We start from the raw sequence: 11,952 nt of genomic DNA, 5'->3' as shown, positions 1-11,952 counted from the left end.
TTCTGAAAAGCAGCATATAATCTAGAGCTAATCAATAGGGCGGTTAGCTCAGGGGTAGAGCACTGCATTCACACTGCAGGGGTCGCAAGTTCGAAACTTGCACCGCCCACCACAATAAATAATAAAATAAAGGACTTAGCTTTGCGGCTAAGTCCTTTATTTATGTCTGTACGGAAATAGTACGGAAAAGCCATATCTGCTTTGCGCACTATTTGTCTCGTCGTTGATTCGAAGAAATAGCGTGAAACGCCTTAGTGCTAGGTTTGTAAAGGACCGCACTGCCATCACTTAAAAGGTCAAGGACGGCGTCCTGACATGATGGGCGACCCGTCGGCAAAACGGGCGCAATGGCCGGCTTTGCTAGCTTAGTCAACTCGAACCTGATCACCGAGTACCTAACCGCGCAGGTTTCCTTAACACAGGCGTACGCCCTGCAAACGGCCATCGGCATGGCTCTGGGACCAGGACTCGGTAGCGCTGGTCGACAAGCGCGCCGGCTCCAGCAACAGCCTTGGTGTGGCTCAAGCAGTTGGTCAGGTCCGACAAGTACGCCAACCAGATCCTGACAGCCATCGAGTCCGTAGCCGTGGGTCTCAGCATCCAGCAACAACATTGATGCCCTGAACTTCACGAACATGACAACCGAGGAGTTGTCAGGCAAAATCAACCACGACATCGACGGCCTGGACTCCGATGCAACCGTCATTTTTGGCGGCGCACAATCAGAACTGGCAGAAAAGGATTCGTATGAAGGGCACATTCAAGGGCTACGACCCGGAGCTGGGCAAGAAGTTTATGGAAGAGTCGAACGGGCTCGTGATCGGGCGCGCGCGATCGTCGCCGAAAAAGTCCGAGGCGGAGGTGATTGAAGCAGAGGCGATCGAGGTGGAGGCCATCGAGGCGCAGGCAATCGAGGAGTACAGCCAAGAGCACGGAAGGGCGCCGGACGTGCAGCAACTGCATGACTGGATAAATAGATGATTAGGTAAATGGATGACAGCAGCATCCAGCGAAGCCTCTCAAGGGATGGGCAACCGGTAACTGCCGGCACCGACGCGCAACCAGTTCAAGAGCCAATAAGAGTCCGAGGAGGACTTGGGCTATTGGCAGGGACACGTCGGCCGTATCAAGGGCCTGGTCGCGAGGGCCGCACTCTCAAACGCTCCCGGCCCGAGTAAACGTCGACGCCATGCCGGTTGACTTTGCCGGCTTCAAGCCTGCGCTGGGCATGTCAGCTGCCTACAGGCCGAGGCTGGCCTGATTGTTCAGTTCACTGATGGCGCGGATACGCATGGCAACCGGACTGTAGTTTTAGGCGTTGAGCTCCATAAATAATTGACCTGCTAGTCCATTGGCCTGCATAATAAGCTTGACATTAAGAGTTGGGCCAACGCCCACGCCAACCTGCTTTCCGGGGCAAGGTGGCCGCCAAGCGCGATGTGGTGCCTTCGGGCGCAACCAAGCCGGCAGCTCACCAATGGTGGGCTTTTTTTTTGCCCACGCGAATCGTTTTGGATATTGATCATGGCCTGGCCGGCCGGCCCTTCGCGGGGTCCACCGCTTGGGGGCTTTGACTGATTGCCGCCCCAGACATCTTTGTCGAAGCGGCTAAACCAGGAGCGCCACATGGCTGCATTCGAGACGACCCCGGTCACTATTTTCAGGGCTGACCCGCCCACCATCGTTCAGCGGTTCCTTGCGACCTCGGAACGTTTTTTGTTCTATCCCCCAGCCGATGCGCTGGTTCAGGTCCGAGCGCCTTTGCGGTGCGCTGGCGTGCTTCATGACGAGGGCAGCTTTTGCTGGCCATCGCCGCGCTGCAGCCAGCCAGGAGAACAAACGAGGGCCGCAGCATGAAATCCTCGCGCAAATCATCGTCCCGCGTGGTCCCCCTGCCCGGGCCTTTGTTCTTTTACGAGGTCGCCGAGTACGGTACCGTTTCAGACCCCAGTGTGCCGGCGCTCAAGCTGCGGGCCGAGGTGTTCCACTGCGTTTCACCGGCGTTTATTCACTCCACGGATGACCTCGTTTCCGAGGTTGAGGGTTGCTCCCCGCTCGCCAGCCATTTCTCGATCCTGGCGGCCGATCATTTGTCTGACATTGAAGACGAACTCGACGCCGATGACGACGCACTCGGTTTTGTCGAGCGTCGCCGCCTTGCATTTTTAGCTGCTGCGCTGCAGGATGACCCGGATACGGGCTGGCGCGACTGGGTGGAGCACGAAGGCGATGCGGGCCTGGCCAACTTCAAGGAGATCATCCAGGACTGGCTGGACGAAGATGTTGACTGGGGCGAAGCCGAGTGGTTTGACAGCGGCTGGAGTGGGCAAAGTGCTGCCTTGGGTTTTTTTCCGATCTGGACGCCAAGGTACTTGATGCGCTGGGCGTGGAGATCATCGAGGGCGAGCATCCCGGCAGCAGCTACTACGCGGCTGAATTGCGCAACGAGATCGCCAGCGCCAACCAGGCCGCCCAGGCACTGGGCTTGGCGTTTCGGTTTCGAGCAGAGGGCGAAGGCGCTGCGGCGGACCCTGCTGCGAGTACTGTCGTCGGACTCTACAAGAAGACCGGCGTATGAGGGAACTTTTTCCCCCATCGCCAGCGGCGGGTAAACGCCTGGATTGGCTGCTGCGCTACGCCAGGCGCTGCCAGGTCAAGCTCGATGCCAGCGAGGTGACGGCCCATGCCATCAAGGGCCGGTTCACCCCGGCCGCCTGGCGATTGCTGTGCCGCAGTAGCCGGGACAGCTTCATCCCCATCCTGCGCAACCGGCGCCTGGCTTTTGACAGCTTGGTCCACTACGCCCAGAGCCTGGTCGAGCACGGTTTTCAGCTCGCCCCGGATCCCAAATTCCTCGACTACTTCATCCAGTCGAGTTATCTCTTTTTTGACCGCATGCCCGGCGTGCCGCATGAAGCCGACGAGATGACCCTGCTGCGCCTGGCAACACGCTGCGGCGGCGTCTCCAGGGCGCAGCTTCGGCGTGTCTATGAATGGCTGACCTGGGGTCACAGCTCGGTCACGACCCGCATGACGTGGCGCGCCGTGCTACGCCGGGCCGACGAGTGGCACCGGCGCCAGCAGGCGGTCGTTGAGCAGGCCAGGACAAACCATGCCAGCGCCCAAGCGCCCCCGTGCTGGGACTTTGCCTGCGGGACTTTGCACTGGGAAGTGCTACGACATCATCCCCCTGGTCAATGACATCGACCTGTGGGATGAGGGGCAGGCTATGTCAAGTTGCCTGTACAAAATCCGCCGGTTCTGCAACAAAAGCACTGAGCCCAGCCGGTTCTTCTCCGTCCGAAAGAACGGCCTGCGCTGCGCCACGCTCGAACTGGTCCAGGGCAAGCCCTGCGAGAGCCGCCATGGGCTGGGGCTGATGGACGGGCTCTGGCAACTGCAGGACTGCCGGCTGTCGCACAACCGGCTGCCAACAGACGAACTGGTCAAGCTGCTGGATGACTTTGGCAGGCATTACGACACCCTGTCCCAGCAGCTGGCAGATGCAGTCCCTGCGGCGGCGCCGATGCAACAAGACCGGCGGCACTGGCCAGCGAAGAATGCGCTTCGGTATCCGTAGGAACAACCATGAAATCCAAGCCGACACAACCCGCAAGTTTGCAGGCCCGACGACTCAGGCAACGCGTCAGCGCTGCGATCGGGGATTACGAGAGCCACCTCGGGCCGATACCGCTCTGGTTTGCAGAGCTCGATTCCGATGCCGCCTTGCGCCTGATGTCTGCCTGCCTGAGGATAGGCCTGAGGCTGCCCCCTGAGGAAACCCTTCAGGCCGACATGATGGAACGTGCGCAAGCTGCGCGTGGTATCAGACGCCCAAGCGCGTAAAACGGAATTGTTGATCATGGACAGATCGGAAATTAGCGATGTCGCGCCGTCCGAGGAAATAGAAGATTGGAAGAATTCAATATTTTTGCCTCGGCCTTCCAACTGCAAGTTCAGAGAAATTCTGATGTCATAGACTGACAAATAATAAAAAAAAACAAACCATGAAAACTCCCGAACCCGAGCGATTCACTACGGCCAGTTCAGAACAAATGACACTGACGCCGGACCATCGAATGGTCTATGCACCCGGGATGAAAGCTTCGAAGCCATGGATCGGTGCGGGGCCGATGATGCTGATCGGTGCCGTCGTGCTGGCGTCGCTGTGGTTCATCTCATCAGACAACCAAAAACCTCTGCTTTCGCCCACGCCCTCCGTTCCCCTGCAGGCTCCCAATGCCTCACCTGTGTTGACATCGCCTTGGGCTGCTATTGCAGAACCATCGCCAGAGTGGAGGACTGCATTCAACGCAGTGATGCAATCGGCCGCCAACTCGGACACGGCTTCAACCATGCTTTCGATGTCCCAGCTCGTTCGACTTCAACCCCGCCGAACGGTCATTGCCGCGCAACAACGCACCGCCGCGCGTGCGCACAATGCCAAAGGATTGGCGGCCATCAAGGCGTCCGATTTTCGGCTCGCCGCCGATCAGTTCCTGGCGGCTTATCAAATTGACGCCTCTGATGCCGAGGTCGCTGAAAACCTGGGCTACGCGCTTTTCAAGGATGGAAAAACCGAGCTTGCCACGCGTGCGTTGCTTCAGTCGCTGGTCGCCGGGCCGCGCAGGGCGACTGCCTGGGGCAACCTGGCCGGCGTGTATGTCCAGGGGGGTGAACCGGTCCAGGCCGCTGCTGCCTTTGGCCTGAGTCTTCGGTATGCCACGTCGCCCAGCCGCGCCCGCCGCCAGCTTGTCGCCCTTTACCAAGAAGATGCCTCGCCCGTCATGCGCTCAGCGGCAGGAAGTGCATTGGCCAGCCATTACACAGAGCTGGTCGATCCGGCGCTGCGCGGCCAGCTCGGCGCGCTTTCTTCGTTTCCTTTTTCTGCGCTCTTGCCTTCGAAAATCCCCCGGATCGGTGACGCGCCGGAGAAGATCGTGCGAGTGCATGCGCTGAACAACGCCGGCTTCCCCCTCAAGGCAGACGCCGCCGAGTACGCCGTCTGGCTGGGCTCGGACAAGGATTGCCGCGTGCAGGCCTGTATCGTGGGTCTCATCGCGGGCATGAAATCGCAGCCGCAGGTCGAAGGGGAGGGTGTTGCCGTGGAACTAGCTGGCGGCGCTCGGGGAGTGCTCTACAAGGCTGCCGAAAACAAACTGGGATTGCTGTTCACTGAACGCGATGGCATCGCCTAGCGCTTTGCGTTGGGCAACGATACCGATCTGGTGTCCATGGCCAACTCGGCCCTGGGTCTTGGTTTCTTTCCGGTTTCTGTCTTCGCTGACAAGAACATCAGCCGCCCAGGTCTGGAAAATGCAGCCTCCCCCGAGAACGCACCGCAGGGAATAGCGTTTTCTGCGGCAAGCGCCCTGGTGGGCTTGCTCAACATCAGTCCCAAGGGGCCTCCACTGAGCTCCGAGCAGATCTACAAGCAGGCGTCTAATTCAATCGTCATGCTCAAGACCCCGGAAGGCTCTGGTAGCGGTGTCGTGGTGGCGCCAGGGATTGTGCTGACCAACTGCCATGTCACCCAGCGAGGACCCGTCGCGGTTTATTACCGTAAAACACAATACGCCGCCGTGGTGGTGGCAGGCGATGAAGAAAAAATGGACTATTGCATCGTCAAAGTGGCGGGCTTGCCAGCGGCGCCGGCGCCGATGGGGCCTCTGGGTGACGTGGCCCCTGGGCAGCGTGTGTATTCGCTGGGATCTCCGCGTGGCTTGGAGTTGACGTTCGCCGAAGGAATGGTGTCTGCGCTTCGGTCAATACCAGGCATGCCTTTGCCGATCATTCAGACGACGGCGCCCATTTCACCGGGATCGAGCGGCGGCGGGCTGTTTGACGAGTTCGGGCGAGTCATTGGCATCACGACAATTTTTCTCACCGAATCGCAAAACCTGAACTTCGCCATGCCCGTGGAGCTTTATCGTCATCTGATTGCAGCGCCTGCGCCTGCGCCTGATCCATCGCCATCGCCGGCAACGCCAGCCGTTTTACCGATCCCTGCATACCCCCCAAGCGCCCGGCAAACGCCAGCCCCGAGCAGTCAGCCTTGGCCGGCTTCAGCTTGCAATATCGATTACGACATTGAGCTGCAAACGTTTGGCGAGCATGTGTCCGTCGAATTGCGAAGCGGCGCGCTCGGCGCCTCCCGTGTCGTCAAAACCCGACCGAGCCAGGGAGGCCGGGTGAGTTTTAGCAGCCTGTGCCCCGGGAACTACTTCGTGGCCATTGGCAATGACGACTATGTCAGCGTCACGCCAGTCCGGCAATTTGTATCAGACCATAGATATACGAGCCAGCTTACCCTGCAGCGGGGCGCGGGCAACGTCTCCAGGCAAAGCCGTAAAACCCTGTAGTCACCACCAGGTAACTGGTATTTTTTGGAAAGCACTTCATGCTCGGAGCCATCGCATGCGACATCGTGGGCTCGTGGTGAGAATTCAGGAACTTCAAGTCCAAGGACTTCCAGCCGTTGTTCCACCAGGGCGCCAAGTTCACGGACGACCTCCTGCCTAGGCGCTGCAGGACTGGGGCCGGCGCTACTGGAGCAACGGTGGCTGGGGGCAGCACTTCAACCTGTGGCTGGCCGATGACGACCCGCAGCCCTACAACTCCTGGGACAACGGCGCGTCCATGCGGGTCAACGCGGCAGTCCTGCTGGCGACATCGCTCGACCACGCCCTGGAGCTTTCCAAGCGAGTAACGGTCATCACGCACAACCACCACGAGGGCATCAAGGGCGCTGCGGAAACGAGCGTGGCCATCTGGCTGGCCCGCCAGCGCACGTCGGCCGCCGACATCCGGCAGGAACTGATGGCATGTTTCGGCTACGACCTGGACCGCACGGTCGACGGGATCCGGCCGGGCTACCGCTTCACCGAGGCCAGCGCCGACTCGGTGCCTCAGGCGCTGGTTTGCGCCCTGGAGGCCATGAGCTACGAGGACGCCCTGCGCAATGTCGTCTCCATCGGTAGCCGAGGCGCGCTTTGGCATTCCGCACGAGATCGCGGCCAAGGCCTGGTCCGACCTGCCGCGCGACATGCGCCAGGTATTGACGGCGCTTTATGCGCAGGAAAATTCTCTCGGTGCCTGAGCCCGATCACATCCACCACCTGCGGGGAATTTAGCTGGGCGATCCTGTTCGATGGGGCAACACGCGGCTGTAGACGGCCGCATGCGAATCCTGCGCCGATGGATAAACAATGCCTATGCCGTCCTGATCAAAGACGGTGGCCAGTTGCGCGGCCAAACCCTTGAACTTTTCTGGTTCCCGGGTGGCGACCTGGAACACCAGGCTGTCTTCGCGCTGTCCCCGTAAATAACCTTCTGCCCTGCTGAACGTGAACGAGGCGAAAATGGCTGCACACAAATGCACGGCCTGCTGGCGGTATTCGTCTGAAATCCGCCCCGAAGCGGGAGACCCAGGATGATGCTGTACATGGGCCCGATCTCTTCAAGCCGATAGGCATGGGGTACTGGCAGACTCATTTTTTGGTGCTCCCTTGACCATCTTTGTAACTCATCCGGCACATGAGGTGCGAAGGGGCGCTGGACGCGCTAGGATCGGTTGTGTTGGCCGCCAAGCGGTCCTGCTGCTGGCTGAGTTGGAAGGGGTATTAGGTGGCGCTGTGGACCAGGTCACCTATGCATTTTCGCCAAACGAGACATGCCATCGATCGACAAATCATCGCAACAAAATCAGTTGTGCCACGGCATCCTTGTCGCACCACACTACGGCATTTTGTTCATACTTGCTCGCCAGTACCCGGGTTGCTTCAAGTGAAAGATTCATGACCAGGAAGCTCGCCTCACCAGGCCACTTGCTCTTGCTATCGAGCCCGACGCCGTTAATAAACTTCAGACTGCGAGCTGTTAATTCGTTTAGAAGTGCGGCTTGGCGAGCCGTATTTTCTGCATCACTCAGGCTGCGGCCCAAAGGATTGCAGGCGGTTATGTAGGCCGCGCAGTCTGACCGGTATTGCGAATAGAGCTGACGCAGCGGCTCGCTGGGCACTCCAACCTTGATGACGAATGGGGGCACGGTGTAAACACCGTAATCCGTATCCAGGTAGTCTAGGTGCTGGGCACGCACCTGAGTGGGCAGGTATGTGATGTCCCAGCAAAAGACCTGATCGGGTCCGGTCGCTGCCAGGGCGCGTGGCTTGCTGCGCTGCTGCGCGGCACGCTCCAGGCGCCGGTGGGTGCGCTGGCCGTACTGCAGCAGCAATCGGTACATGGTCGACTCGGACGCCAGATAGATGCCGCTGTCAGCCAGGCGCGGCACGATCTGGCTGGGTGCCAGATCCTTGAATGCCTCGCTGTTGAGGGTGGCCATCACAACCTGGCGTTCTGCCTCGCCCAGCTTGTTAGGCGGGCACACGTAGCGCCGTCGGCCCGAGGGACGCCTATCTCCGTCGAGTGCATCCGTGCACTGCCAGCGCTGAACCGTGCGGCACGACAGGCCAATCTGGTGACATGCCACGCGCAGGCGTGCCCCGTCAGCACACGCTTTTTGAATCAAACCGAGCAACTTTTGGCGCTGCAGGACGGACGTCATTTGTCCGCGCCCTCCAGCAACGCCTGGAAGTTTTTTTGCAACACCAGCAGCGCAGCCACCTCGGCCAGTGCCTTTTCCTTGCGCTGGAGAAGATCGTGCTGGCGCTGCAGTTCCCGAAACGCGCCCGGTGCTTCGCGTACAGCGGACACGCCTGCAGCGCAGAAGTCGTCGTGCCACTGGCGCAACTGATGCTCGAACAAGCCGTGCTCGCGGCACCATCCTGCCAGGGCTTCACCGCTGAGCGAGTAGCTTTCGTGCAAGGCGCCCATGCGCTGTGCAGACGACCAGGAGGCCACCGGGCCCTCCAGTAACGGGTGCGTTGCCTGTGCCTGCGGACCTGCAGGACCTGCCGGACCAGCAGCCTTAAGCCAGTTCTTCAAAGTGCCATGGGACATGTTCAGATCGCCAGCAACGCTGGCAAGTGAACGCGCTCCGCGACCTCGGGCTTTGAGCAGTGCCTGCTCCTTGAATTCGGGGGAGTGAAGGGAATGAAGTGTTCTGGGCATGAGATGTCCCTCTGATTGCGGTTAACCCGCGAGAAATCGGAGGCGTCAACTAGTCTGACAGCTGGGGCTATGGGGTGCGGACAAAACCGTGTTGGCGCCAACAATCTGGATCTTCGTATGCAGCACTTTCACATTCGGCACCCTCAGCGGGGGTTCGTGTACCGCAGCCACACCCCGCCGCCCTGCTGGATATCTGCCGAAGTCAAGGTAAGGTAGGTCGGCTTGGTCCAAGCATCTTTGGGAATCTCAAACGATGCAGGATGGTCTCCACGCCCGTCGATCACCGGTAAAATGAGAACACTTACCTCATCGACAAGTCCGGCATTTACAAATGATCCGCTTACAGTGGGGCCGCCTTCAACGATGAGACGCTTTGTACCGAGTTCATCCACAAGGATTGCAATAACTTGGCCCAAATCAATCTCTGTCTTGCCACCAAAAATGTAAGACACGTCAATGGATTTCAGATAGGCCAGGTAGTCGTCCGACACCGCTTCTGACACCACTGAAACGACGTGCGAATTGAGCGCTTCGTTGCATGTCCAAGCCACTTTTCCATGGGGATCAATTGAGACGGCGTAGCAGTCCGCATCACGCTTGGCAAAATAATGAATGCGTGGAACCGGCGCTTTGGCCAATCCCCTTGGATAGTCATCGCCGTGCGCGATTTCCTGCATGGTGACCCTGCCGCAGATCCAGGCATCGAACTTAAACTGCTTAGCAAGCTTCTCGTACAGATCCCCGGCGTCCTTCTTGAAGGGGCGGGCCCAGCCATCCGTGAGCGCGTGTCCATCGATAGAGGACATCATGTGGCAGACAACATAGGGTTTCATTGAAAACTTTCCGACATCGTTGATGGTTAATAACTTTTGACCATTTCGGTTCGCCTATAAGCAAGCAATTCCATTAAATTGATACTACTACTACACCTGATTTTCAGCAAAGGCACCATTGCATCTGACAATTTGGCAGATTCAACGGTTTCAAGCAAGAGGCTGTGGTCGCTTGGTGGAGAACGGCTAAAGCACCGCGGCGATGGTATGCACGTTAAGCGTGGTTGGCCAGACACTGATTAATTGGGTTGACCATTAATCCCATTCATAACTACACAAAAGCTGTACGAAAATCGAGTTTGATAGGTTTGATGGCTGAAATTGTCCTTTTCAAGATTTCCCGCCATAAATGGCCGTTGCAGATACGACTGCTCGTTCTACCGCCCACTTGACAACCGATCACTGACACTACCTGGAGCCGCACGAACAGATCTCAACTGCGCCGCGCTGCTTTAGAAGCCTTCGAGTACCACTTTTCCCTGCGCCTTGCCGCTTTCGATGAGCGCATGCGCCCGGCATAGGTTGGCCGCGTCGATGCGGCCGAAGTTGGCATTGAGCGTGGTGCGCAGCCGGCCGGCATCGACCAGCCCGGCCACCTCGGCCAGCAGCCGGCCTTGTGCGGCCATGTCGGGCGTTTCGAACATCGAGCGCGTGAACATCAGCTCCCAGTGGAGGGACAGCGACTTTTGCTTGAGCGGTACGGCGTCGAGAGAAGGCGCGTCGTCGATCACCGCCAGCGCGCCTTGTGGCTTGAGGCTCTCAATGATCTGCGCGTAGTGGTGCTGCGTCTGCGTAAGCGCGGCTACCCAGTCCACTTGGCCGAAGCCGCCGGCTTGCAGCTCGGCGGCCAGTGGCTGGCTGTGGTCGATCACGCCGTGCGCGCCTAGATCCATGCACCACTGGCGTGTCTGAGGCCGCGAGGCTGTGGCCACCACACGCAGCTGCGTGAGCTGGCGCGCTAGCTGGATCAAGATGGAGCCTACGCCGCCGGCACCGCCGACTACTAGCAGCGTCTGACCCGCGCCGCCGCCAGCAGGTACCCCGAGCCGGTCGAACAGCAACTCATATGCAGTGATTGAGGTCAGCGGTAGGGCAGCGGCTTGCGCATCGCTGAGAGAAGCCGGTGCGTGCGAGACAATGCGCTCGTCCACTGCGTGCAGCTCGCTGTTAGCGCCTGGGCGGGTAATGGAGCCGGCATACCAGACGCGCTCGCCGGGCCTGAAGCCGGTGACATCTGCGCCTATCGCCTCGACCGTGCCGACCGCGTCCCAGCCCAGTACCCGGGCTTGGCCGGGCACGGGCACGCCGCTATTGCGTACCTTGGTGTCGACTGGATTAACCGAGATTGCCCGGACGCGTACTAAAAGGTCGCGTGCCCCCGGTAGCGGCGCAGGCAGCTCCAGGTCTTCAAGCGCGTCGGGATGATCAATGGGCAGGGGTTGGCGATAACCGACGGCTTTCATGTATAGAATCCTCTAAAGGGTTAGGAAATTATCAGACCACCGCTGTAAGCTTCGCTTGCAGCACCTGTGAGGATAGGAGCAACACCGCACTTCGCGGATGCCGTGGAATCAAGACGATTACTGGGCGTGGTAAAGATGCGTACCTGCACGACACCGCCGTGAAGACCTGCTGTTCGTTTTCCGTACCCTTACCGTGAAGAGAGTGGAAATTGCCAGAATTGGGCACGCCGGTCACTTGAGCGACCCCATCCCCCTGACGCTGTCGCTTGAGCAGTCGCTGATTTCGTAAATTTTACGCCCTCTTATCGTCAGTCTTTTCTCAATGCGCGGCTGAGGATGCTTTGAACTACTCCGGAATCACATAAAACGGTACCCAGGTTTTCATCCATCTATTCCTGACATGAACCAAAGAGGGGTCGTCACAGAAAATGTACGCGAACTGACCTTGCCCCTGGATTCCGTATCCCATAACCGAGCTCATGAGTTGGCTTACCTGGCAAGCCATTCGCTTTCGAATTGCATCGGGCTGACATATGCCAGCGTTGAATGAAGCCGGACTTTGTTGTACCAGAGCAGCCACGCGATAG

At 59.0% G+C, this 11,952-nt stretch carries 13 protein-coding genes, 1 tRNA gene and 1 riboswitch; of the genes, 9 read left to right on the top strand and 5 right to left on the bottom strand.

Translation table 11 applies throughout. The features are described from left to right. Positions 1-37: 37 nt before the first annotated feature. From IWX87_RS11470 to IWX87_RS11435, 9 genes are all read left to right on the top strand, one after another. A tRNA-Val gene (locus IWX87_RS11470) sits at positions 38-112 on the top strand. Between the two features lie 581 nt (positions 113-693). Continuing rightward, the gene (locus tag IWX87_RS11465; protein ID WP_196863658.1) at positions 694-981 is read left to right on the top strand and encodes a hypothetical protein; all 288 of its coding nucleotides are present in this window, start codon (positions 694-696) and stop codon (positions 979-981) included. A 386-nt stretch (positions 982-1,367) separates the two neighbouring features. After that, a riboswitch (SAM-I-IV-variant riboswitch) is annotated at positions 1,368-1,472 on the top strand. 327 nt (positions 1,473-1,799) lie between these two features. Next, positions 1,800-2,612 carry a hypothetical protein gene (locus IWX87_RS11460; protein ID WP_196863657.1) on the top strand — a complete coding sequence of 271 codons (813 nt, stop codon included), beginning with the start codon at positions 1,800-1,802 and terminating at the stop codon, positions 2,610-2,612. Beyond that, positions 2,575-3,201, top strand: a complete 627-nt coding sequence (locus IWX87_RS11455; RefSeq protein ID WP_196863656.1) for a hypothetical protein — start codon at positions 2,575-2,577, stop codon at positions 3,199-3,201. The genes IWX87_RS11460 and IWX87_RS11455 overlap by 38 nt, the downstream gene beginning before the upstream one ends. Before the next feature lie 28 nt (positions 3,202-3,229). Further along, positions 3,230-3,580 (top strand): hypothetical protein, encoded by a 351-nt coding sequence (locus IWX87_RS11450; protein ID WP_196863655.1) that lies wholly within the window; start codon positions 3,230-3,232, stop codon positions 3,578-3,580. 8 nt (positions 3,581-3,588) lie between these two features. After that, positions 3,589-3,846, top strand: a complete 258-nt coding sequence (locus IWX87_RS19700) for a hypothetical protein (RefSeq protein WP_231376542.1) — start codon at positions 3,589-3,591, stop codon at positions 3,844-3,846. Between the two features lie 161 nt (positions 3,847-4,007). After that, positions 4,008-5,198 (top strand): lipopolysaccharide assembly protein LapB, encoded by a 1,191-nt coding sequence (locus IWX87_RS11445; protein WP_196863654.1) that lies wholly within the window; start codon positions 4,008-4,010, stop codon positions 5,196-5,198. A 9-nt stretch (positions 5,199-5,207) separates the two neighbouring features. Further along, positions 5,208-6,362 (top strand): S1C family serine protease, encoded by a 1,155-nt coding sequence (locus tag IWX87_RS19950; RefSeq protein WP_196863653.1) that lies wholly within the window; start codon positions 5,208-5,210, stop codon positions 6,360-6,362. Between the two features lie 163 nt (positions 6,363-6,525). Next, positions 6,526-7,263, top strand: a complete 738-nt coding sequence (locus tag IWX87_RS11435) for an ADP-ribosylglycohydrolase family protein (protein ID WP_348535233.1) — start codon at positions 6,526-6,528, stop codon at positions 7,261-7,263. A 427-nt stretch (positions 7,264-7,690) separates the two neighbouring features. Here the strand turns inward: IWX87_RS11435 and IWX87_RS11430 are convergent, their stop codons facing one another. The 5 genes from IWX87_RS11430 to IWX87_RS20050 all read right to left on the bottom strand — a co-directional run. Next, complete coding sequence (locus IWX87_RS11430) at positions 7,691-8,341, bottom strand: DUF3293 domain-containing protein (RefSeq protein ID WP_231374761.1); 651 nt, start codon at positions 8,339-8,341, stop codon at positions 7,691-7,693. Between the two features lie 218 nt (positions 8,342-8,559). Next, positions 8,560-9,069, bottom strand: coding sequence for a transposase (locus tag IWX87_RS11425; protein WP_196863651.1), 510 nt, complete (start codon positions 9,067-9,069; stop codon positions 8,560-8,562). 143 nt (positions 9,070-9,212) lie between these two features. After that, the gene (locus IWX87_RS11420) at positions 9,213-9,902 is read right to left on the bottom strand and encodes a dihydrofolate reductase family protein (RefSeq protein WP_196863650.1); all 690 of its coding nucleotides are present in this window, start codon (positions 9,900-9,902) and stop codon (positions 9,213-9,215) included. Positions 9,903-10,354: 452 nt separating this feature from the next. Then, positions 10,355-11,365, bottom strand: a complete 1,011-nt coding sequence (locus tag IWX87_RS11415; RefSeq protein WP_196863649.1) for a zinc-binding alcohol dehydrogenase family protein — start codon at positions 11,363-11,365, stop codon at positions 10,355-10,357. A 489-nt stretch (positions 11,366-11,854) separates the two neighbouring features. Further along, the coding region (locus IWX87_RS20050) for an IS3 family transposase (RefSeq protein ID WP_370583876.1) at positions 11,855-11,952 on the bottom strand (98 nt) is incomplete at its 5' end.

Source organism: Polaromonas sp. CG_9.7, from assembly GCF_015752205.1.
Lineage (GTDB): Bacteria > Pseudomonadota > Gammaproteobacteria > Burkholderiales > Burkholderiaceae_C > Polaromonas.
This window is presented reverse-complemented; position numbering and strand designations above follow the sequence as displayed.